Source organism: Bradyrhizobium sp. sBnM-33, from assembly GCF_032917945.1.
GTDB lineage: Bacteria > Pseudomonadota > Alphaproteobacteria > Rhizobiales > Xanthobacteraceae > Bradyrhizobium.
The window spans coordinates 2199771-2221889 of the sequence record NZ_CP136624.1; the positions used below are offsets into that span (position 1 = coordinate 2199771).

A 22119-nucleotide genomic window follows, 5' to 3' on the forward strand; every position below is an offset into this window, starting at 1 on the left:
CTCTGATACTCACGGCGCTCCTCAGCGCTCAGAATCGTAACCCTAATGCTTGGAAACGCTCCACCGCTTTGCCGCGACGCGAGGCCGTTAGCAATTGCTCGGCACCTAGTCGTTCGTGAAGAACGTTTCTGAGCGCCGTTTTACGCAAGGTGTGGTTGCGATAGGCGGCGACAGAGTATCCATAGCAGGACGCGTAAAAGTTCCGCGAACCAGTGGCGGAGCAGGCTGAAGTTGTAGCCGGCGGCGGCGAGAACGGCGTTGATGCGGTCGCCGTCGCGGCCCTTGAGATGGTTGCGGCGCATTCGGTGGTCGTCCTTGAGATGGCCGATCACCGGCTCGACGGCGGTACGACGCCGCATCTCGCGGCGGATGGCTTTGGTGACGCGGCGAACCTGGCCGCTGATCCAGACCTTGAACCGGTCGGGATAGTTGTGGCCGCGATAGCCCTTGTCGCCGTGGATGCGGCGCGCTGCGACACCTGTGAGCTTTTCGAGATCGGCGATGACGGGACCGAGCGTGTGGCCGTCATAGGGATTGCCGTGCAGGGCCTTGGCATGCAGCACGAACTGCCCGCCTTTGGGCGCGGTGGCAGGCGTGGCAATCGAGACTTTGCAGCCAAACTCGTAAGGTGCCCGGGCCTTGCCTTTGCCGATGCACTCCACCTCGGGGGCGTGCAACGAGTAGACCTTGGGACCGCGCTGACGCTGCTCTTGATGGCGAACCCGGTGGGCGAGATCGAGCAGCGGACCAAAGCGATCCTCAAGCGCAGGGTCGCCCTCGATCTTGCGTCTGATGTCACGGATGATGCGGCCAAGCCGGGTGCGCAGGAATTTGAGTTCTCGCCGGGCGCGCTTGAACTGGTGGGCATGCGTGTAGCGCCCCACCATGATGGCGGCGCGCTTGGCCACGCGCAGATAGCTCTGGCGCAGTTCGATGCCCTCGCGTTTGGCCAAATCGACCAGCTTCTCGATCGCCCGGTGCATGAGCCGCGCATCGCTCGGATGCGCGATCGCCTTCTCCTGGACGGTGGTGTCGACAACGACCCGCTCGAGATCTTTGGTCTCGATCGCCCCAGTTCGATGCGCCACCGAGAGGCTTTCTTGCAGCAGCGCGGCGATCTGCTCCTCGCCCAGCCGCTGGCGCCAGCGGGTCAGCGACGAGCGATCGAACGGCAGGTCGTGCCGGAACACCACTTCGCCGCAGAAATACTGAAAATACGGGTTCTCGACCCACCTGTCGCACAGCGCCTCGTCAGAGAGATTGTGCATGTGCTTGAGGATGAACAGTCCGGCTACCAATCGTGTCGGCAACGGTGGCTGCCCCGGCCCGAGGCGACAGACCGAACTGAAGCGTCCCGCCAGGAAGTCCCAATCGATCTCCGCTGCCAGACGCACCAGCGGATGGCGAAGGTTGATGATCTTCTCCAGAGATGGACGAAACAGATCGTCCTGACGATTGTCGCGCGGCTGGCTCATGGGTTCTCCCCAACAGCGAATCTCGCCGTCAAATGAATCACGAAGCCGCCAAATCCGGAATCCAAAAACGCAAGAAAACCGAGACCTACCCACGGCTTTCTTGCAAAATCGAATACTTGCTCACGTCAAATCACAGCGACGGATCAATCGCTTCCGAATTCTTCACGGGCGACCACCTATGGGTATCGCGGCCAGCCCGAGAACCTCCATCGCACCTTCCCATTTCCACGCCTGGCAATCAGCTTAAATCAGCTGCTCTCGGCGTAACCGGTCCCGATTCCTTCAACTCGGAAAACACTCATCGAAAACTGAACGACGTTTCAGTTTGCCGAGCTCAACGAGGCGTGCCTACATGGCAGCGCACATGGGTAATTCTGAATCAAACTGTTAGAGTTGGTAGGTACGTTGTTCCCAGTTCTCAGGTAAATGGGTGGAGCCATTCTGGGGACCCCCTCGTGCAACATAAGTCCCGCCGAAACCGTGCCCGCGCTCCGGTCTCTTCAGGGGGCGCCCAATCTGAGAGAAGCGTAGCTTGTTCATCGAACCGGTTACTTCCGGAGGAGACAACCATGGGTGGATCAATTGGCGAGTCGCGCAATATGCGGACCTTGGAAGTCCTAGAATCAAACGTCCGCTCATACTCACGTTCGTTCCCGGCTATTTTCAGTCGAGCGCGCGGCTCCATCATGTTAACTGACGGGGGGCGGAACGTCATTGACTTCCTCTCCGGTGCTGGAGCACTGAACTATGGCCACAACAATCACCAAATCAAAGCTGCTATTACTGAGTATCTGGCGTCGGATGCCATAGTCCACGGGCTCGACATGGCGACTCCCGCAAAGCTGGCATTTATGAATACTTTCAACTCTGCCATACTTCGGGAACGGGGTATGCAGTACCGGTTCCAATTCACAGGCCCGACAGGGGCTAATGCTGTTGAGGCAGCTTTAAAACTCGCACGCAAAGTCACAGGACGTCAAAATATTATTGCATTCACGCACGGATATCATGGCATGAGTTTAGGAGCGATTGCTGTGAGCGGCAATCGTTCTTACCGCAAAGCTAGCGGTGTTTCTTTGTCGAGTGCAACATTCATGCCCTATGATGGCTATCTCGGACCAGCTGTTGATACGGCTGAGTATCTGCGAAAGGTACTGGTGGACAAGAGCAGTGGGGTCGATTCTCCAGCTGCCATTCTGGTCGAAACTGTGCAGGGAGAAGGGGGCATAAATGTAGCTGGCAAGGAATGGCTGCAATCAATTCAGGCAATAGCGAAAACTGTTGGTGCGCTTCTCATAGTTGACGATATCCAGATGGGCTGTGGTCGCACCGGCGAATTCTTTAGCTTCGAGTTTTCAGGGTTGTCGCCAGATATCGTCGTGCTGTCGAAATCGCTAAGCGGGTTCGGTCTACCATTATCGATGTTGTTGATCAGAGAGGAACTCGATGTATGGCAGCCAGGAGAACACACAGGCACGTTTCGAGGAAACAACCTTGCACTTGTATCTGCAACCGCAGCAATAAACATTTATTGGCGCTGTCCCAGGTTCTCAGAAGGAGTTCACCGCCTGGGAGAACTTATGCGGCGCCAGCTTGAGGCCATTGCATCCGAGCATGGAAACAGGTTTGCCGTTCGAGGGCGTGGCATGGCGTTGGGGTTTGATTGCCATATGACCGAAATCGCAGAGGCCACGAGTCGCAAGGCATTTGAGAAGGGATTGATCATCGAACGATGCGGAGCCGTTGATCAGGTCGTGAAATTCTTGCCTGCACTCACAATCGACGTTGAGACACTAAACCGAGGCCTTGAGATTTTCGAGGAATCTCTGGCCGAGACATTGAAGCAGGCCAAGGTCGCAGTGACGTGACCCTCGCTGCTCGTCCAGCCGCCGGCTGCGGTACCGGGTCAGGTTCTGAAAAACCGCAAGGGCTGCAATCAGGCCCCCACCATCCGCACGCGTTTGTGCAGCTGTGCTGGGTTTCAGGCATTCTGGGCCGCCGATCGCCTTCTCAGCGGATCGACTTTCCGAGAAGGTTGCGTGATTGGATCTTCAGGTGTCGCGAGCTTTGCGGCGAACTGATCGACCACGCGCTTTTCGGCCTTAGGTCAGGGTTGACCGCGCGATGCACACCGCGGAATCCTCGCGCACGTCCTGGTCCGTTAGGCAAAGGTCGATGAGCTAGAGTTTCTCGCCGAAAACAATGGGACGCTGATCGTCATTGACGTGCCGAGACCGTCGGCGATCCGCGTGTGCCTTGGTACGAATCTGGTGCGCCACCGTTCGCGCCGGGATCGCGACGTTCGGCATGTCGAAATCCTTCGTCTCAATAGGGAACGGTGTTGATCGTGGTGTGAACGTTCTCTGACTTTTTTGATCGTGAGTGGCGGGACGCCTCGTGGCGATTCTTGAAGCAAAGATTGCTCGATAACGGCTACCGGTTCGTCGAACTGGACCAGCAACATCATCTACCCCAATCCGCGGCTCCGTCAAGGCCGCCATTGCCAAGCTCCATCACTGTTGAATGCTGATAGCTGTCAACGCCGCCTGCGCAAATCTCGATACGACATTCTCCTCAGAATAGGTAGTGTCTCGACTCTGGTTTATGCCGTAGGATTAGTACCGTAGGGCTATGATTCAGCTCATCACGATTGGACAAGGTGCAGCAATGGCAATTGTGATCAATCCGTTGCACGTTTCACGTTTTCTTCAAAAACACGACGACGCCGCCGCCCAAAAAGGCATCAGGCTGTCCATAGGATTCGATTTTCATGAGTATGTCTCGATCACACGAGCCACTCCAACAAAGGGACCGACATATCCAACTTTCCGGCCGGATCGCTCGCCAATCAAATCAGGCGAAGGGTATTGGATCATAGGCGTCGACAAGAATAACGAGGTCGCGCTTTTGCAGGCTGCTCGACTGTTTGACCTCTCGCAAAGCAACTTTGCAGAACATCTTGAATCCCTGAAGGCGTTTTACGCTGATCCGGCCATACATGCACATCCTCAGGACCGTTGTATTTGCACCGCACCAAGCGCGAAGAAGATGACCGGAAAAGTAGCCTACCACGGGGATATTTGGGTGCGTAGAGACTTTAGAGGACAGGGCATGCCCAGGATCATAACAGGAATAGCACGAGGCGTGTCTTATGCGATGTGGGCTCCTGACTTCGTATGTGCACTCGTAGCGCGCTGGTCACTGGATAAGGGCGTCGTTGCGCAATACGAAAGCCCGCATCACGAACCAGGGGGGTCGATATTACAGCTGGTGGAAGAGGGTATTGTGGACGACGACTGGCTTATTTGGCTAACCGGCGAGGAGTTGAGGAGCCTTGTTGATCGTCACGACAGAACCGAGCTGCGTTTAGCCCCGTCATTTTCGCCGGCATGAATGGGCGGACTTAAGCTTGGTGCGCAGCCGCGCAAATGCTGGCCGTAAGAATTCAGCTGATCGTCGACAATCGACGAGGTTTGCCACGGCCGCATACCGTGTCCTCGACAAGGGCTGCCTCGTTGAGCAGTTCATAACGATGCGGCGCGAGTTTCCTCATTCCGACCACGGTCGTCGAAGCCAAATCCGATTGCTCCTCGCCGCCAATGATCGCTGCGCGCCTCTGGAGGCGATCGCAGAACCGCCCGGTCGCGAAGAGTATTACAGGAATAAAGTTGCGGAGCTCAATGCCAACGGCACGGCCGCATCGATTGCCAAGGTATTCAGATTGACAACGTCATCAATCCCGCGGAGACGCGCCGGTGGATCAGGATGGGTCTGCGCTCGGTCCCCTGTGCCGCCGCTTCGCAGCAGGCGCAAACGCCCGTGTATCGACGCCGGGTAAGCAGCGACGCGCTCGCGGTGGCCACAGCCTCGCATCGCGTGGCCGATGATGTTCCGGAGCATCAGCATGGCCGGGAAAATGGAGCGCTCGATGGGAGTGTTATCGCATGTGCGGGTCATTGAGATCGGTAGCTCGGCCGCAACCAGCTATTGCGCGCGGTTGTTTGCCGATTTTGGCGCCGATGTTCTGAAGTGGACCCTATGCTGAGGACCACTGGGTCCGGTTTCTTAAGTGGAGCTGCTGCCGTTCGTTCTTCCCAATAACTTTACGCTACTCTTGCTTGCTGGTGTTGTGGCTGTGGGGATGTGGGGATGTGGGCACGCGCAGCGTTGTCCAAGCTTCTCGCTTGCGAGAAGCGTCATATCCACAGCCTCTTCGCCGAATGCGCCGGCTCGCCAGACCGTCATCGGCGCGCAGTTTTCCAGCGCTTGATGAGGGCGCTGGAGATTGTAAAACTCGATCCATCGGGCGATTCCGGCCTTGGCCTCATGGCCATCCGAATAACCCTTGAGATAGATGTCCTCGTATTTGAGCGAGCGCCACAGCCGCTCAATGAACACGTTGTCCATCCAGCGCCCGCGACCGTCCATCGAGATCCTGACGCCGGTGGCGGCCAGCGTGCCGGTGAAGGCGGCGCTGGTGAACTGGCTGCCCTGGTCGGTATTGAAGATCTCAGGCCGGCCGAAGCGCGCCAAGGCCTCTTCGAGCGCAGACACGCAGAACGATGTGTCCATCGTGTTCGACAGGCGCCAGGCCAGCACCGCACGGCTCGCCCAATCGATGATCGCCACCAGATACAGAAAGCCCTGGCCGATCGGCACATAGGTGATATCGGCCGCCCACACTTGATTCGGCCGGTCGATCACCATATGGCGCAGGAGATACGGGAAGATCTTGTGTCCCGGCGCCGGCTTTGTGGTTCTGGGCTTTGGTCCCAGCGCCGCGATGCCCATCTTGCGCATCAACCGCTGCACGCGCTTGCGATTGATGCGACACCCTTCGCCATTGAGCATCGCCGTCATCCGCCGCGAGCCCAGGAACGGCCAGGCCGTGAACAGCTGGTCGATCCGCCGCATCAGCTCAACGTCGTTGTCATTGGCCGGCCGCGGCGGCCGATATACGCTCGATCGCGCAACGCTCAGCAGTTGGCATTGCCGGCGGATCGATAGACTCTCATGATCGCGCTGAAGCAATCCTCGGCGATCCGGCGCGCTCATCTTCCGGACCTCCTGGCTAAGAAATCTCGCTCGACCGTCTATTGTCCGATCTTGGCGTGGAGCTTCTCGACCTCCAGTTCGTGGGCCGCCTCGCCATCCCGACCAGCGCCCGCGTCGAACGCCCGAACCGCTTGATCCTGAAGTTGCTTCTTCCACGCTTAATCTGGTTCACATGCACCTGGTAGCGCTGCGCCAGATCCGTCACCGTTGATTGTTCTCGCAGCGCCTCCAAGCCGATCTTTGCCTTCAGCGCCGCATCGATTTTCCGTCTCGTCTTCTTCATGGTCCGCTCCGTTTATCAAAACGGAACGGCATCCGCACCACCTAAGCCGCGGTCCAAAATCCGGGGTCCACTTCAGTTTCAGAAGGTCGAGCCGCCATCAGGCGATCCACTTCGCCGCAGCGCGCCACTCACGCCCAACGGTCAGAGCGCGTGGTTCGCATTCCTGAACTTCAATAAGTCAAGCGTCATCATGGATACCGCCGACCTCGACGCGATCACACGGCTGACGGCACTCATCGACGACTGCGACATTCTGATTGATAGCCGCGATGTGGATGACGCGGATTGCCCGTTCATTGACATCGCTGCGATCCGGCAGCAACGCTCCGGGTTGACCTACCTCGAAGCTAGCTGGTTCGGCCCGGAAGGACCCTATGCAGGAGTCGCCGCAACCGATTCGACAATCCGCGCGCTCGCCGGCCTCATCAAGGTGGTTGGACCTGTCGAGGGACCGCCGTTGCACGCACCTGATTTCCAGACGGGTATCGTTGCCGGCCTGTGGGGCTTCATCGCCGCGGCTTCTTCGCGAATGCATGGTGGGGCAGGGCGGTCGTGGTCGCTCAGTATTTTCGAATCGAGCCTCGCTCTCACCGAGTATCTCATGCTCGAGGCGTTTGCGCGCGGCGACGTGATGCGACGAATTGCCATTAACCGCTTCTGGCCGGGCTTTCCGTCCGGCATTTACGAAATCAAAAAGGTCGGCTCGGTGTTACCACGGTCACGCCAGCACAATGGCGCGCGTTCTGCGACATGGCTGTCCGAATTACATGATGATCCGGCTCTGGTCCTCGGCGAGGATCGGCTGCTAAAGACGGATGAGATCGAACGACAGTTCAAGCCGAGACTGAAGGCGCGGACGGCGCAGGAGTGGTTTGAAGAGGGACTGAAACGCAAGATCCCCATCGTGCCGGTGCCCGAGATTTCCGATCTGCTTCAGGAGGTGGAGAAGAACGCGATCGGCGCTATCGTGCCCGTCCGGCTTGGCGAAGAAGAGGGCCTGACGACTGGCTCGGTGCAACGACTGACATTAACGCCACCGCGCCGGGGCGGCAAGGTTCCGGCTCCCGGCGAGCAGCAGGCTTTCGCGAACATCCGAACACATCCGTCCCTCGCTGCGCCGGGGACGTCCGGCTGCATCGATCCCGGCCGGCAGCCGTTGCATGGTATTCGCGTCATCGATTTCACGATGGGCTGGGCGGGCCCCCGCCGGAGGCTTACATTGCTTTCGGACAAAATACACCTGCACCGTAAGCGCCAAGCTGATCTTTCAATTACCCATAATTTTTGCCTCGATCGCGGCTCCCAGTTCGATGTCGGTCAGCCGCGATAGTCCTCGCCAGATCACGGTATTTCCTGGAGGCGGATCGTTGGCTCGGGCCAAGTACCCGCCGAGCCGCGCGATCTTGACCACATAGTGCGAGAGTGTGCTTCGTCGAGAGCGATTACCGCAGCAAGCCGCTCAGGCTCCACATCGCTGCCGATGCGCACCGCGACATCGCCGACCACAATTTCCATCGTCTCGCCCGCCACAGCTTCAAAACGCGCGAACTTGATCGGTCGGGCTCGCTCGGAAAGCGGCGCAACAACTCCCGAGGCCAGCGCCTTGCGCCGCCAGGCAAACACCTGCGATGGATCAAGCCCGTGAGCCCGCGCGATCGCCGACACGTTCGCCCCGGGCGCGAACGTTTCCCCGACAATCCGCTCCTTCGCCTCCCGCGATCAGGTGCGATGGCTTCGCCCCGGACTGACCGGAAGCCGCTCGGGTGTCGCCGTGATAACTTCGAAGTTCTTAGTGTCAGACCTATGTTCGCTCATATGATCTCCTGGGAACAAATCACCGGGAGATTCTCTGACAATCAAACACCGCCCGCTATGCGGGGTGACCTACACGCTACCCTGCACCCGTTACGCCCTCTTCGGTAGGATAGCAGGTGCCATCGGCAGAGTTCTGCATCGCACACTCATGCGGTAGCGATCGGCACGCCGACAACGACAAGAGGATAGCGTACGGAAGCGAAAGCCAATCTGTCTCACAGTCCCACTGTGGATTGCTGCTCCCTCGGGTAAAAAGTCGCGTGTACCCGTCGGGCGCAAGAAACAGCAGATTCCAGATCCTGAAACTCGTATGTCCTCTGTTGATCCCTATTAATCTCAGTAACTAATACTACTTTCGAAAGATCTGAAGGTGTAATCCCTTGTTGTGCAAGTGTATTGAGAGCAAAATGAGAGTCATGACTCAAATAAACCTCGCATGTTTCAGGCCGCCCCACCTCGATCCACGTGATGTCGAGTGAGTCCAGGAGAGCTAGCGCTACCTGCTGTTCAGAAAGACTACTGAATCTTACCCTTTTAGCCGATCGATCTATCACAACGGTCGCCGCGTCTCCCACGCTGCCTACGAGTGTTCCAACGGTTTCCCGTGGCACTAACGCTTTACAAGAAATCACAATTCCTCGTGTGGAAGCGTACTCAGCGGCTCTACAGTGAAGCACTTTAGCACCGCGACGGGCTATACGACTGACAGTAGCATAGGAGATTTCCCGGATCAGCCTCGCTCCCTCCACCAGGTGCGGGTCCGACGTATAGATGCCACACACATCCGAATAAATTTCGCACGAACTACTTCCTACGATATCGGCAACCACCACAGCGGTTAAATCCGAACTATTACGGCCGAGCATTGAGACGCGCCCGCTCGTATCGGCGCCCTGGGCGCCCGCTACTATTACAACTCGATTTGCGTCCAGCGCCCTACGAAGAGGTGCCTTATCGATATTTTCGATGCACACTCGATTGGATCCCGAGGAAGTGTGGATCCCCAACGAATAACCAAAGAGCGATGATACCGGAACCGAGTATCTCTCCAACGCAGCCTCAAGTAAGCCGACGGAAACAATCTCTCCTGTTGTAAGCACAGTGTCCAAAGCTGCACTCTGGCATCGGTCGTTTACAGATAACGCCAGTGCCTTTAGTGACTCTGTCACCCCGTACATCGCACTAACAACGACGACAACTTTATCTGCATCAGTGGCCAGTCTGTTCATTATGTGCGCAGAAACGGACCGGTAGTCATTCGCCGCGCGAAACGAAGAGCCGCCGAACTTCATGATCTTGACTGTCACTGCATAATCATCCCGCTACCCGATTTGACGGCACATTAGGCCGGCGCACAGATGGATGCACCTACCACGACTGGGAGTGCGCCACCAATCGGATTGCGATTGGCAATCGAGTATGAGGATCATTTCCGGCTTTGCCTGCTCTATCATCAGCTGGTCCAACTCCCATGTACCCCGATCACTGACGCCGAGGACTTCCCTGGCTGTTGACGATCGCGTTAGTACCGGAAAGGATCCCGTTGTTCATCGACCTGCTTCTGTGATGCTTGAGGGCGAGCCGCGCGAGATCGCGCGACCCGCGTCGTTCAAAAGACGTAGCCCGCACGCTTGCGGCGCTGAATGGCCGCCAGTCCGCAAGGCAGTAGGGCTGCGAGGCCTTCGGAGAGCGGCACGAGCAACAGTTGCTGCTCGGCCGGCCTTCCACGGCGTTGTACAAGCCGCAAACGGCTCATCGATTGCCGGCCAATCGATCGCGGCGACGCGGCACGCGTTATCGTCGGTCACGCCGACAGCGAAGCGGCAGCTTCAACGAGGCCGGCGGCATCGCAGCGGGACCCTCGATCCGCCCTCGCTCTTGCCGCCTCGTCAGATCGCGGGTTCGCCCGGAACAACACCGCGCCCTCGACGCTTCAGTAGCGAGTCTCAAGATCGGGCGTGGCGCCTTCCTTGTAGTTCTCAGGCTTTGCGCCTTCAGGCAAGCGGATGTTGAACGGGCCGATGCCCGTTTGACTCCGATTCACCAACTGCACCGAGTAGCCAAAGATCTGGCTGCGATCGTGCCGCCACAAAGCATGCCCAGACACACAGCATCTCTCGAGAACGCAAATGACGCACTGTGGTGCGGCCGAGGGGATCACAGAACATCATCCATCTGGATTCCGATCCGCACAATGGGCTTACGAACGATCTGCGTAATGACGACGGTTCAAAGAAGAACCAGCGGCCGAGAACAGCGTTTCGATTGAATTCATCTGCTAACGCAGTTCACGGCTGCACGTTATCTCCAACGCTTGTTGTCGATCTCCTATGGATCGCCAAACACAGCATTGATGGCATCCGTCGTCTTCTGGACTATGATATCAGCTTCGTCCTTGGTTAGGCAGAGCGGCGGCGCGAGGCCGAGAATGTCGCCCTGCGGCAGGGCGCGAGCGATGACGCCGCGCTCGAGCAGCGCGGCGGCGACCTGCGGACCAACCTTCTGCGATGCGTCGAAGAAGACGCGATCGTCCCTGTCCTTGACGAATTCCACCGCAGCCATCAGCCCGTCGCCGCGCACTTCGCCGACGTTTCTGTGGTCGCCGAGCGCCCCAGTCAGCTCTGCGCGAAAACAAGCGCCCGTATCGCTAGCATTCGCGATCAGGCCCAACTCGTCGATGAGTTCCAGATTTGCAATGCCGGCCGCCGCGCAGATCGGATGCGCGGAATAGGTCCAGCCATGACCGATGGGGCCGAGTTGGTCGGAGCCTTTTACGACCACCTGCCAAACCTTGTCGGAGACGATGACGCCCGATAGCGGCGCATAGGCCGAGGTCAGCCCCTTGGAAACGGTGATCAGGTCAGGCGTAATGCCGTAGTGGTCCGAACCAAACATCGTGCCCAGGCGGCCAAAGCCGGTGACGACTTCGTCGGCGACGAGCAGCACGTCGTATTTCCTCAGCACGGCCTGGATCTTCTCCCAATAACGGGCAGGCGGCGGAACGATGCCACCAGCGCCGAGGATCGGCTCACCGATGAAGGCCGCGATTGTATCGGGCCCCTCTGCCACGATCATTTGATCGAGCTTGTCGGCACAGGCCTGCGCGAACTGCTCCTCGTTCATCAACCGGTCCGCGCGGCGGAAATAGTAGGGGGCCTCGGTGTGCAGGATGGGCGGACGCGGCAGGTCGAAGGCCTTGTGGTAAAGTTCGAGCCCTGTCAGCGAGCCGGTCATGACGCTCGAGCCGTGATAGCCGCGCCAACGCGAGATGATCTTCTTCTTCTCCGGCCGACCGAGCACATTGTTGTAGTACCATATCAGCTTAATGTTCGTTTCGTTGGCATCGGAGCCCGACGTGCCGAAATAGACGCGGCTCATGCCTTTCGGCGCGCGATCGATGATCATCTTAGATAGCCTGATCGGGGCTTCCGTGCCGTGGCCGACAAACGCGTGGTAGTAGGCGAGTTTTCTCGCCTGATCTGCGATTGCCTCGACGATCTTTTGTCGGCCGTACCCGACATTGACGCAAAAAAGACCCGCAAAGGCGTCGAGGCTGATATTGCCGGACGTGTCGGTGACGTAGACTCCTTCGCCAGCGCCGATCACGCGTGTCGGGATTTCACCCCGTGCATGCGCGCCGACATGCGTCGCGGGGTGGAAGAAGTGATCGCGGTCCCAAGCTGTAAGTTCGTTCGAGCTGCCGAGCATTGCGGCTCCTTTCCTGCGCTATGTGTTAGAACTGTCGAGGCATATATTTGAGATAAGGGAAGACCTCCGTGACTGGGCCGGAGCGCTGGCCAGTGGGGCGGACTAATCGGTGCCGCCGGAACCGGCCCGCCGGCAATCTCACCCGGTTGGCCGGTTCGCCGCCACGATGCCGTAATGGAGCGCCTATACCATGGGCTGATGCCGCGAGCCGTTCTCGGTTGACATAGGCGATCAGCCCGTACTCAGAGTCGTTGGCCCGTGTCATCACTTCCTGTTCGGTATTGAAAGATGCGAGCGCGGTGGCGAGGTCTCTGCGAGCATGGCGTGGGCCGCGTCTCGGAAATCGGTCAGCAGGCGCGGCTCACGAAAGAGGGCCAGCGGTAACGATCGCCTGCCACCGGCGAGACAACGCGCGCCGCGCGCCAGCGCATCGCGTAAGCACTCGTCAACGTTACGCGCGCCGCGTTCGTACATCAGCGGACCGATCTCAACGCCATCCTCGAGCTCACTACCGACCTTCAGTGCTGAGATACGTTTGGCGAAGGCGGTAGAGAAGGCCCTGTAAACTGGACACGGGACGCAGAGGCGGTTGTCTGCCAGACAGTCCTGACCGGAGGCCACGAAGTTGGCGCCAACCGCGGGTCCGATCACCTCGTCAAGGGCGGAGTCGTCCAACACGATCAAAGGTTCGTCGCCGCCAGGCTCCATCACCGGCCGCGTCGTGGTTGGCGCGCACTGGCCGGCGATCTTCTGGTCAATCTCTGTGCATCCAGTAAAGCTCATGGCACACACGCGCATCGGCGCACAGGACGTCGGCGAGTTGCTTCTATGAAGCTTTGCTGGGGTCGCGGTACCGAAGAGAGCGGGCAGTTGAGAGGGACGTCCAGACCGCTTTGAACCTGCGCGCTCGGCGATCGCGCCCGAGAGCCCATCATGCGCTTCCATGAGAATAGAGAAGTCGCGGTTGGAGTAGACTAGAGCGCTCAGCACTTCTGCATCCGACGAGTCAGCGCATTTATCAGAACCGTTGGCGAGAACAGATTGCGATTGATGTTGCATGTCCAACGCCTTTGCGGGTGCCGTTTGATCGACCTGACCTTTATGGACTAGTAGTTGACCTAGTTGTCATCTAGGTCAACTACTAGGTGTGGTAGTTGACCGGGCGGAAATAGTAGCACCTCGCTATAGGCTCGAGGCGAGATTCGCGACTGGACCTGACAAGTCGCAAGACGTTAGATCGTTGGTCGCAAAAATTAAAAACGCATGCGTTTAATCAGTGCATGGGCGGCCATGGCGATCGGCGTCAGTGTGGTACAATACGCCAAGCAGACCAGAGGTCTTTTCGGCAAAATCATCATCACCGGCACCTTACAGGATCGCATCGACACACTTGCGCATGTGCGGGAGCCCGGCATTAAGGTCTGCTGCGGCGACATCATCGGCATGGGCGAACGCGTCGTGGACCGGCTGGGCTACTCCTCCTACTCGCTAATCTTCCTACCCATCCCGAAAGCGTCCGATCAACCTGTGGAACGCAGTAACGGGTCGTCCCGATCCGATCGTAATGGTGTGTCTGGTCGCGACGGTCCGGATCTGCTGCCAAAGAGTGTAGTGCCGTTATCCGCCGGACGGCAGTATATGACAGATGAACTGCGGGCGCTGTCCTTTTGGTCGGCGCGAATTCGACCTTATCGGTTATGTACTGCTGATCACGAAAAACCCACAGCGTGACCACGAGGCGAATTTGCTGGACCGGCTCGGCATCGCATCCGGGCCTGCCTGAGCGGAACAGAGGGCGAGCGCGCTCTAGCGCAAACCTCAGCTTAGGTGGGGAATGCAGGTTGCGTAGATGAAAGGCGAGATCCATCGTGCGTTTAGATTATCGTGCGCTGCAGGACGCGGCAGGGACAGTGATCAATGCGTCGAAATCTGCGACGTCGAAGCCGGAGCGCGACTTCGCCACGTATGTGATGGCAGCAGCCTGGGCGGCAGGCGTCATTTGACTTAAACGCTGCGCGACTCGCGGTCCTGGAGACAAAACTACTATCGTTGCTTATGCCTCCTTTGCTGAGGCGGAAGCTAAACTCTTCAGGTCGCGTCTTGCTGGTTAATTGATAAAAATGTATCTTGCCAAGTTGAATCCAAAAGGCCGATGCTGAAGTGTTCGTTCTTCGTGGCCTTAGAACATTTGCGAATGGATCCGTACTGTGCGAGTGAAGAATGAACTCAATCCGCGCGACCAGAGTTGGTAGGTATATTGCGGCCTTACATGTCCTAAAAGGAAGCAATCGGTTACGCGGTCTCAAGCCACGCGCGGACATGATTTGGTTCGAACGATTGTCTTGCGCTGGCGAGCGCGCCGCGTATGAAAAAGTCGGTCGCTACCGCGCTCAAGGACGGCAGACGAATCAAGGCTTTTCGGCGCGGGGCGCACTGCCTGCGCTATTGGAATAGGATTAGCTGGTCATGACAGTTTCCACATCTGCGGCAGACGATGTCGTCACTGTCCTCATCAATGATGCCGCCGCCGATGACTATATGGCGTCGATCCGTAAACGCTTTCCCGATCTGCGCGTCTTGAGCGCCAAGGACGCGGCGTCACTAGATCGCCATATGGCGGAAGCAGACGTTCTCCTCGCTCCCGAGTTTCCTGTCGATTTGTTCGACAAGGCGCGTCGGCTGCGCTGGTTCCAGTGCAGCAACGCGGGCATCGATTCGATCCTGCCAGTCCGCGATCGCATCGGCGACATAGTCGTTACCAATGCTCGGGGTATACATGGCGAAATCATCGCCGATTTCGTAATGGCGGCCATAACCATGATGCATTGGGACTTCCCGCGGTTTATTCGGGAACAGTCGCGCAAGGAATGGCATCCGCGAGATGTTGCGCCGCTCGCCGAGCGGACGCTCGGCGTGGTCGGGCTAGGCTCGATTGGCGCCGCCATCGCCCACCGCGGCAAAACCACCGGGATGACGGTGATCGGCTCGAAACGCGATGTGACCCAGCCGATCGCGAGCGTGGACAAGCTCTTCCCGCCGAATGGCCTCGCCGAGCTCCTGCAGCTCTCCGATTTCGTTGTCCTTGCAGTTCCTCATGTTCCAGAAACAACCAAGCTAATCGGTCGCGAGCAGCTTCGGCTGATGCGCCGCACCGCGTTCCTGGTCAACATAGCCCGCGGCTCGGTACTTGTGGAACGCGAGCTCATTGAGGAGCTCCGAGTGGGCACAATTTCCGGAGCCCTCCTCGACGTGTTTGAGCGAGAACCACTCCCAGCCGACAATGCACTTTGGACGATGCCTAACGTCATCGTTACGCCCCATGTTGCCGGCTACCCGTCCGACTACGCCACTCGCGTGTTCGAGATCTTCGGCGACAACCTGCTGCGATTCCTCGAAAAGAGGCCGCTGCGTAACGTGGTCGACCTGAAGCGCGGCTACTGATAGAACTCATTTGGCTCAGTCGATGATACGGCCGATGGCGCTCCAGAGCGATCGACCGATCGTTCGGCAGCTTTGCGCAGGAGGCCTTGAGCTTGGTAATGCGTTCTCGATCGGAGTGAAATCGGGGCTGTAGGGCGGGAGATGGCACGAGCTCGCGCCAGCAGCCTCGATCATCTGACGCACGCGCGGCCCGTTGTGGGGATAAGTTATCCATGGCCGCTATGTCGCTTGGTCGTAGCTCTGGTGGACCTTCTCGACATAAGTTTCGAACGCATCGCACCTGATCGGGCCATCGAGCCCCCAGGGAACGATGATGCCGCGTGTAGTGAGACCAGGGACGTAGTTTAGTGCCTTCCAATATCCATGCCTTCAATTACATGGTAATCGCCTGATGTGCCTCAGGTAAGAAAATATCGAAAATACTTGCACATGCGCGTCATCGATAACACGCCGAGGATGAGCTATCTTCATCAGCAAGCCGTTATCTAGGCTCTCGACGTTCGAAAGGTCAACCTGATGAACATTTGGTGGCCGCGGCGGCTCTTCGCTCCTCAACGCAGCAATCGGCGTGCCACTCGGGGAATGTGGTGCTCGCTTGCCCAACGAAAGTAAGAAACGCATAGGTGGCAGCATGCTCACTGGTATGGCCGCGACGCTTTGTCGGGTTCACGACATCGGCATCATCAACGGACATGGCCGGTACGACAAGGATGGAGCCTTAACGAGCCCGTCGTCGCTCGAGAGCCGGCTCCGCAAATTTGAACAGGTCGATAAGTGGAGTTTCTGCCTGACAGCGGGCACGCTGGTGCCTGCGAATCAGGAGCGACGATGAGCAGACGAGCACGCCGGAACCACGCACCGGCCTTCAAGGCGAAGGTGGCGCTTGCCGCCATCAAGGGCGACCGGACAATAGCTCAGCTTGCGAGCAGTTCGACGTCCACCCCAATCAGATTACGGCGTGGAAGGCGCAGCTGGAGGGTGGCGCTTCCGGAGTTTTTGGACCTGGCAGCGCTGCGCCGGCCACGCCTGCGATCGATGTGAAGTCGCTGCATGCCAAGATCGGGGAACTGACGCTGGAGAACGATTAGAAGGAGCGCTCACCAAGGCGGGATTGCTGAGCGCAAAGCGATGATCGACCGCGAGCATGATCTGTCGATCACCAGGCAGGCGGAAGTTTTACAGATCAGCCGCGGCAGCGTTTATTACCTGCCGCGGCCGGTGTCGTCCGACGACCTCGCGATCATGCGGCGTCTCGACCGGCTGCATCTGGAGTTTCCCTTCGCCGGGTCGCGAATGCTGAGAGGCCTGCTGGCTGCCGAGGGGTGCAAGATCGGCCGCCGGCATGTGAAAACGCTGATGCGGCGGATGGGGATAGAGGCGCTCTATCGCCGCCCGCGCACCACCAAGCCAGAGCCCGGCCACAAGATCCATCCATACCTGCTGCGCGGCTTGGAGATCACGCGACCGAACCAGGTCTGGGCGATGGACATCACCTACATCACGATGGCGAGTGGCTTCGTCTATCTCGCCGTGGTGCTGGACTGGGCAACACGTCGTGTTCTGTCGTGGCGGCTGTCGATCACCATGGAAGCAGCCTTCTGCGTCGAGACGCTGGAGGATGCCTTGGCTCGTCACGGCAAGCCGGACATCTTCAACGCGGATCAGGGCTCGCAGTTCACCGGACAGGCTTTTACCGGCGTGCTCGCCTACAACGGCATCGCGATCAGCATGGACAGCAAGGGCGCATGGCGGGACAACGTGTTTGTCGAACGGCTCTGGCGCAGCATCAAATATGAGGAGGTGTACCTGCGGGCCTATGACAGCATCAGCGAGGCGCGCAGCTCGATCGGCCGATATCTCGACTTCCATAACAGCAGGCGTCCCCATTCGAGTCTTGACGGCAGCACGCCGGATCAAGCCTACTTCACCCCGCTGCCACTCCGCATGGCAGCCTAACCCCCGGCAGAGGCTCCACCTATCGGCGCGGAAACTCTGTTCAGACAACCGGGACCAGCTCTATCGTACCTCCAACACCAGGATGGCCAACAAGTGCTTCGTTCGAGATTGCAGTGGAACGTGTCATTAGGGCAAACGATCCCATGGCGGCAGTTCATTGAGAACTAGTATGTCGTTGAGTGGATCAGATTCGGGGGGGAGATATCGCGCTCCCGCAGAGGCGAGTTCGTCGTACCTCAACAATTCAAACACCTCATCGAGCGTCGCGACATCTGGCTCAATGCCGGCAATGCCTCCCTCGGCGATAATGCGACCGCAGACCCGGCGCATTGCCGCTGTTGCAGCTCGCATGGAGTGGTTGGCCCAGATCACTGTGGAGATGCTGGCCTCACGATATGCAGAGACCAGTGTTCGATGGTACTGCGTTGGAGCGATCACGACAGGTAGCCGCTGCTGCCAGGCACTTAGAAATGGAAGGATCTCGTCCGCGGTGCCCTTCGAGTGAATGAGGATCGCATCAGCTCCCGCGTCGGCGTAAGCGTGAGCGCGCAAAGTTGCTTCGTCCATCCCACGGCAACCGATCGGCACTTCGACCCGGGCTACGAGGACCAAGTCTTCCGCGACCGCATCCTTCACTGCCCGCAAGCGGCCGGAGAATTCATCGATATCGGCGCGGGGATGCCGCTCGCCAATAAGCGAGTTCATCTTCGGAAAACAGCTGTCCTCCAGAGCGACGCCGGCAGCGCCACGCTGACTTAGTTTGCGTGCCAGGAGGCGGGCATTGTTGAAATTCCCGAAGCCGTTATCGCCGTCAACGAGCACAGGCAGTTTGGTCGAGTCGACGATGCGCTCGACCACGTCGACGAGTTGGCTCCATGAAGCCTCGTTGGCATCGCGGTAGCCGAGACAGCAGGCAATCGACAAGCCTGATGCCCAGAGGCCTTTGAACCCCGCGCGCTCGGCGATCGCGCCAGAGAGTCCATCATGCGCTTCCATGAGGAAGGAGAGTTCGCTTGTGGCGCAGACCTGACCGCGCAGAATTCCTGCAGGCGACGAGTCAAGGCATCGATCGGGGCCGTTGGCTAGTACAGATTGTGATTGGTCTTGCATCCCGCCTCCTGTGCGTTTGACGGACCGTTAATCACCGATACCTGATATGCTTTCGTCATCCAGATCAATTGCCTGCGTTGGTAGTTGACCGGGTCGCAATTGTTGCATTTCGCTACGGATGGCGCAGGAAGTCGCGGCTAAGCGCTGACAATCACAAAATGTTCGATGGTTAGCGGCGGAGGCTCAAAAGAAACGCACGCGTTCGACCAGTCAACGGGGCCATCGAACTGGACCAAATAGCTTGTCCGGACGTCGAGTACTGGCAACAACCTCGTGAAGGCATCAACGGAGCATCTTGCGGCCATCTAGTCATGCACGAATCGACTACCCATACTTCGCTCGCTGCTGTTGTGCTGGAATTCGCGCGCGCATAGCGGAAGCCCTTTATCCGCCAGCTGCTACGCGGCGAACGGGCTGAATGCACTCCCGTTAGAATACTCGAGCTGGCACGAGCTATGGATTCTCGACGGTGGAAGCCAGTTCAGCCGTGATGGGCTGTTCCACCGCGCCCCCCCCCCCCGTTCGGTGATGATCTCACAGTGGCGTAGGGACCGTACGTTGAGATGCTGGGCACGATCAAGAAGGACGTCCGCAGCTTCTCGCCGACGGTCAGGTCGTGATGACCTCGGCCTGAAACGGCCGGATCTATGACGCGATCAAGAAACTCCGGCAAGCATTTCGAGATGATGTGGGACGCCCAGGCACTGGACTGGAACTTGATTCCCAAGGGCAGTCCGCGGTTGGACGCCGCCTACAAGTTCATCGCCTTCGCCAGCTCACCCTAGGCGCAGGGGCGACCAGACCCACTATATCTCCTACGGGCCCGTCAACAAGAACGCGACGGTGGTCCGAGCCGAGTAGAGAAATCAAAGGATCAGCGTCAGACGCCGAGCAGATGGCCAAAGAAACCCATCGAAGCATCTGTAACCGTCGCGCTGGACCGGGCATTGCAGGACTATTGCACGTAAACGATTCATCGCCGCCACGGCCGTGCGACTCCTCACGCTTAAGAAATCTCTGCGGGCCTTCATTTTGACCAGACCCTCGAGCTTGCATATATACCTCAGGGGTTCGCCGTTCCGCGTTCTAACCGGGTGACGCCGCCAATTCGGATCCGCGCGTAACGTCTGCCATCGTCTTCGCCTTCGTGACGTCCCTCGGAAGCATCGCATTGAATTGTCTATGCTTCTCGGGTAGGGCGGTCGGGCGACGCTGCCTATCCAGATATTCAGTTGAGCAGAGTTTCGAATGTGTGATCGCGGCAGTTTCTTCGCCGGTTTGGAACGGTGGCATCGTCGTTGGCATGAGCAAAACCGAAAAAGAGTAGCAGCAGCCTCATGGAAGTGCGCAGCCGGCTTTGGGAAACGTCGGCGGAGACGACGTCCATCTCGTGATCGGAAATCTGCAAGGGGTTCGGCAACGCCGTGGCGGTCGAAATGAGGTTTAGGCAATCAAGGATTGTCTCTAAGGAGCTGCCGAGTTGCCAACAGCACGAAACGCCGGACGAGTAGCGCCGCGTACACGGTGGTGCCGATCGAGCCAATCCAGATACCATGGCGCTAAGGCCTATCTTCAAACTAAGCACGTAGCTCAGGGGGAAACCGATCAGCCAATAAGCGATTAGGGCAAACAGAAGCGGCACCCGCGTGTCGTTCAGCCCGCGCAGGGCGCTCGCCGCAATGCTCTCTACGGTATCACTGATAAAGAAGCTCGCGCCAACCAAAATGAGCTGTGGGGTGAGTTGGATCGTCGCATCAGCATCGCCGGCAGATTCGCTCAGAAACAACTCTGCGATCTCAAAACGCGCGGCTATCACCCCAAGCGGCAGAATTGCAGTACTCACGATGCCGAGTAGCATCGGGACCAGACCTGCCCGATTGACGCCGGGACCGTCGTTGCGGCCGACCGCATACCCAATGCGCACGGCCGCTGCCATGCCGATCCCGATAGAGATCATCAACAGGATCGCGTCGACTTGAAGCGCGATCTGGTGATCGGCAAGTGCGCCGATACTGATCCAGCCAACCGGGAGTGCTGTGGCCGAGAATAGGCCGTATCCATCAAGGAGGCGATTGAGATCGGGGTTCCGATCACCATCAGCCGCCGCATTAACGGCCAATCGAACCGCCAAAGATGTGCAAGCACGCGGTAGTCACGGAAAAAGCGTTGCATTGTGGCGAACCATAAACCTGCCAAAAACGTCGCACAGTTCACCAGAGTGGTCGCAACACCCGCGCCGAACAGCTCCAGCCGGGGTAGGCCTAGCTTCCTATAGATCAGCAGATAAACCAACAGGGCATTGACGGAGATTGCCGTGAGCGTGATCCAGAACACCGGCTCCGGCCGGTTGACCGCACCCATAAAGCTACGGATGGCCTGAAAACAGAATGCCGGCGCCACGCCTCACGCCAGTCCGAACAGATATTGCTGGGCGGGCCGCGCCGCGTCAGGCGCGGGGGCAAGAGCCAGCAGTATTTGTTCCCCGCGCGACGCGAAGACTATGATCGGGACGATAGGAGCAGCGCCGCCCACAGCCCCATGCGCACCGTGCGCCGGACCACGGCCAGATTATCCGCCCCAAACGCCTGTGCCGCCAAAAGGTGCGATCGCCGCCAGCACGCCTGCACCGAACGTGAAGCTAACGAGATAGATCCTGCCGGCTAGCGCTGCCGCTGCGAGCGCCTCAGTGCTGATCCGACCGATGAAGGCAAGATCGGTCGTCGTCATCGCGATCTGCCCAACCTGCGTAAGAACCATCGGCAACGCGAGTTTCACGGTTTCGCTGAGCTCGACAGCGAGGTGATGGCCAGCCGCCCGTCTCGTGAGTGCGGGCCGCGAACGCTATATCGGTTTTGTTTCGACTCTCTTGTCCATGGAAATCATGCTGCCCGCTTACATCGCGGACAAACGAGCTTTTGTTTCACAAAGATGCTCTTCCCCGCCCCGAACTCGCGATGGTCCGCGGATGCGGATTCACGCAGCCGCGATCGACCTAAACCTGAGCTAGAACCTGTGGTTGGTGCCTGCTCGCACCCTGATGAAAACAGGTCCGTCGCCTTTCACCTGGGCTTTCCACATCGCCCTTTTTCTCGCGTCTTTAGCGCAAAGCGGCTCCGGCAGGTGACCGCACCGAAAAGGTCGATCGTCCGCATCGCGCAATAGGTGCCGGCGGGAACCGGATCCCGGCGTGGTCGATTACTCGGCGGCAACATGGTGCTCGAGCGCGCACTGAGACGGATAGCGACGTGGCGGCAGTCGAATTCACGGGCGACGCAT

14 protein-coding genes and 6 pseudogenes are annotated in these 22119 nt (G+C 58.6%); 11 read left to right on the forward strand and 9 right to left on the reverse strand.

Features of this window, described 5'->3' with window-relative positions; genetic code table 11:
• Window positions 1-140 precede the first annotated feature (140 nt).
• Entirely contained in the window at window positions 141-1475 is a 1335-nt protein-coding gene (locus RX328_RS10165) for an IS5 family transposase (RefSeq protein WP_213255451.1), read from the reverse strand.
• 599 nt (window positions 1476-2074) lie between these two features.
• Here RX328_RS10165 and ectB point away from each other — a divergent pair.
• From ectB to RX328_RS10185, 4 genes and pseudogenes are all read left to right on the forward strand, one after another.
• On the forward strand, window positions 2075-3343 hold the full coding sequence (gene ectB / locus RX328_RS10170) for a diaminobutyrate--2-oxoglutarate transaminase (RefSeq protein WP_213255483.1): 1269 nt from the start codon (window positions 2075-2077) through the stop codon (window positions 3341-3343).
• A gap of 763 nt (window positions 3344-4106) precedes the next feature.
• Window positions 4107-4868, forward strand: a complete 762-nt coding sequence (locus RX328_RS10175) for a hypothetical protein (protein WP_213255453.1) — start codon at window positions 4107-4109, stop codon at window positions 4866-4868.
• Between the two features lie 223 nt (window positions 4869-5091).
• Window positions 5092-5313 (forward strand): annotated as a pseudogene (locus tag RX328_RS10180) (hypothetical protein); the annotation flags it as partial.
• Between the two features lie 66 nt (window positions 5314-5379).
• Window positions 5380-5520 carry a CoA transferase gene (locus RX328_RS10185; RefSeq protein WP_213255455.1) on the forward strand — a complete coding sequence of 47 codons (141 nt, stop codon included), beginning with the start codon at window positions 5380-5382 and terminating at the stop codon, window positions 5518-5520.
• 200 nt (window positions 5521-5720) lie between these two features.
• Here RX328_RS10185 and RX328_RS10190 read toward each other — a convergent pair.
• Window positions 5721-6813, reverse strand: a pseudogene (locus RX328_RS10190) (IS3 family transposase); the annotation flags it as partial.
• Here RX328_RS10190 and RX328_RS10195 point away from each other — a divergent pair.
• Window positions 6812-8143, forward strand: coding sequence for a CoA transferase (locus tag RX328_RS10195; protein ID WP_213255457.1), 1332 nt, complete (start codon window positions 6812-6814; stop codon window positions 8141-8143). The pseudogene RX328_RS10190 and the gene RX328_RS10195 sit on opposite strands and share 2 nt — an antisense overlap.
• Before the next feature lie 11 nt (window positions 8144-8154).
• On the opposite strand, the gene RX328_RS10200 is transcribed toward RX328_RS10195, so the two are convergent.
• From RX328_RS10200 to RX328_RS10210, 4 genes are all read right to left on the reverse strand, one after another.
• Entirely contained in the window at window positions 8155-8478 is a 324-nt protein-coding gene (locus tag RX328_RS10200; RefSeq protein ID WP_317258675.1) for an IS66 family insertion sequence element accessory protein TnpB, read from the reverse strand.
• Between the two features lie 365 nt (window positions 8479-8843).
• Window positions 8844-9920 carry a uridylate kinase gene (locus RX328_RS43415; protein WP_409410894.1) on the reverse strand — a complete coding sequence of 359 codons (1077 nt, stop codon included), beginning with the start codon at window positions 9918-9920 and terminating at the stop codon, window positions 8844-8846.
• Between the two features lie 1036 nt (window positions 9921-10956).
• A complete protein-coding gene (locus tag RX328_RS10205) occupies window positions 10957-12336 on the reverse strand; it encodes an aspartate aminotransferase family protein (RefSeq protein ID WP_213255460.1) in 1380 nt (459 codons plus the stop codon).
• Between the two features lie 264 nt (window positions 12337-12600).
• Window positions 12601-13395 carry an aldehyde dehydrogenase family protein gene (locus tag RX328_RS10210; RefSeq protein ID WP_213255462.1) on the reverse strand — a complete coding sequence of 265 codons (795 nt, stop codon included), beginning with the start codon at window positions 13393-13395 and terminating at the stop codon, window positions 12601-12603.
• 282 nt (window positions 13396-13677) lie between these two features.
• Here RX328_RS10210 and RX328_RS10215 point away from each other — a divergent pair.
• From RX328_RS10215 to RX328_RS10225, 3 genes and pseudogenes are all read left to right on the forward strand, one after another.
• Window positions 13678-14119: pseudogene (locus RX328_RS10215) on the forward strand (biotin synthase); the annotation flags it as partial.
• A gap of 85 nt (window positions 14120-14204) precedes the next feature.
• Window positions 14205-14339, forward strand: coding sequence for a hypothetical protein (locus RX328_RS10220; protein ID WP_283772431.1), 135 nt, complete (start codon window positions 14205-14207; stop codon window positions 14337-14339).
• 535 nt (window positions 14340-14874) lie between these two features.
• Window positions 14875-15777, forward strand: a complete 903-nt coding sequence (locus RX328_RS10225; RefSeq protein ID WP_249727069.1) for a D-2-hydroxyacid dehydrogenase — start codon at window positions 14875-14877, stop codon at window positions 15775-15777.
• Window positions 15778-15792: 15 nt separating this feature from the next.
• Here RX328_RS10225 and RX328_RS10230 read toward each other — a convergent pair.
• Window positions 15793-16143: pseudogene (locus tag RX328_RS10230) on the reverse strand (transposase); the annotation flags it as partial.
• A gap of 265 nt (window positions 16144-16408) precedes the next feature.
• Between RX328_RS10230 and RX328_RS10235 the strand changes: the two are divergent.
• On the forward strand, window positions 16409-16609 hold the full coding sequence (locus tag RX328_RS10235; RefSeq protein ID WP_213255466.1) for a hypothetical protein: 201 nt from the start codon (window positions 16409-16411) through the stop codon (window positions 16607-16609).
• Window positions 16606-17733 (forward strand): annotated as a pseudogene (locus RX328_RS10240) (IS3 family transposase). The gene RX328_RS10235 and the pseudogene RX328_RS10240 overlap by 4 nt, the downstream one beginning before the upstream one ends.
• Window positions 17734-17859: 126 nt before the next feature.
• Here the strand turns inward: RX328_RS10240 and RX328_RS10245 are convergent.
• Entirely contained in the window at window positions 17860-18729 is an 870-nt protein-coding gene (locus RX328_RS10245) for an isocitrate lyase/phosphoenolpyruvate mutase family protein (protein WP_249727071.1), read from the reverse strand.
• A gap of 761 nt (window positions 18730-19490) precedes the next feature.
• On the opposite strand from RX328_RS10245, the gene RX328_RS10250 reads away from it, so the two are divergent.
• Complete coding sequence (locus tag RX328_RS10250; protein ID WP_213255470.1) at window positions 19491-19628, forward strand: hypothetical protein; 138 nt, start codon at window positions 19491-19493, stop codon at window positions 19626-19628.
• Window positions 19629-20294: 666 nt separating this feature from the next.
• Here the strand turns inward: RX328_RS10250 and RX328_RS10255 are convergent.
• Window positions 20295-21717: pseudogene (locus RX328_RS10255) on the reverse strand (MATE family efflux transporter).
• Window positions 21718-22119: the final 402 nt, after the last annotated feature.

Bases quoted from the DNA above. Each gene is read 5' to 3' on its own strand.
- RX328_RS10235 (WP_213255466.1), top strand. From the start codon at position 16,409: ATGCTCACTGGTATGGCCGCGACGCTTTGTCGGGTTCACGACATCGGC.
- RX328_RS10250 (WP_213255470.1), top strand. From the start codon at position 19,491: ATGACGCGATCAAGAAACTCCGGCAAGCATTTCGAGATGATGTGGGAC.
- RX328_RS10210 (WP_213255462.1), bottom strand. From the start codon at position 13,395: ATGCAACATCAATCGCAATCTGTTCTCGCCAACGGTTCTGATAAATGC.
- RX328_RS43415 (WP_409410894.1), bottom strand. From the start codon at position 9,920: ATGAAGTTCGGCGGCTCTTCGTTTCGCGCGGCGAATGACTACCGGTCC.
- RX328_RS10195 (WP_213255457.1), top strand. From the start codon at position 6,812: ATGGTCCGCTCCGTTTATCAAAACGGAACGGCATCCGCACCACCTAAG.
- RX328_RS10245 (WP_249727071.1), bottom strand. From the start codon at position 18,729: ATGGAAGCGCATGATGGACTCTCTGGCGCGATCGCCGAGCGCGCGGGG.
- RX328_RS10175 (WP_213255453.1), top strand. From the start codon at position 4,107: ATGATTCAGCTCATCACGATTGGACAAGGTGCAGCAATGGCAATTGTG.
- ectB (WP_213255483.1), top strand. From the start codon at position 2,075: ATGCGGACCTTGGAAGTCCTAGAATCAAACGTCCGCTCATACTCACGT.
- RX328_RS10205 (WP_213255460.1), bottom strand. From the start codon at position 12,336: ATGCTCGGCAGCTCGAACGAACTTACAGCTTGGGACCGCGATCACTTC.
- RX328_RS10165 (WP_213255451.1), bottom strand. From the start codon at position 1,475: ATGAGCCAGCCGCGCGACAATCGTCAGGACGATCTGTTTCGTCCATCT.
- RX328_RS10225 (WP_249727069.1), top strand. From the start codon at position 14,875: ATGGCGTCGATCCGTAAACGCTTTCCCGATCTGCGCGTCTTGAGCGCC.
- RX328_RS10185 (WP_213255455.1), top strand. From the start codon at position 5,380: ATGGCCGGGAAAATGGAGCGCTCGATGGGAGTGTTATCGCATGTGCGG.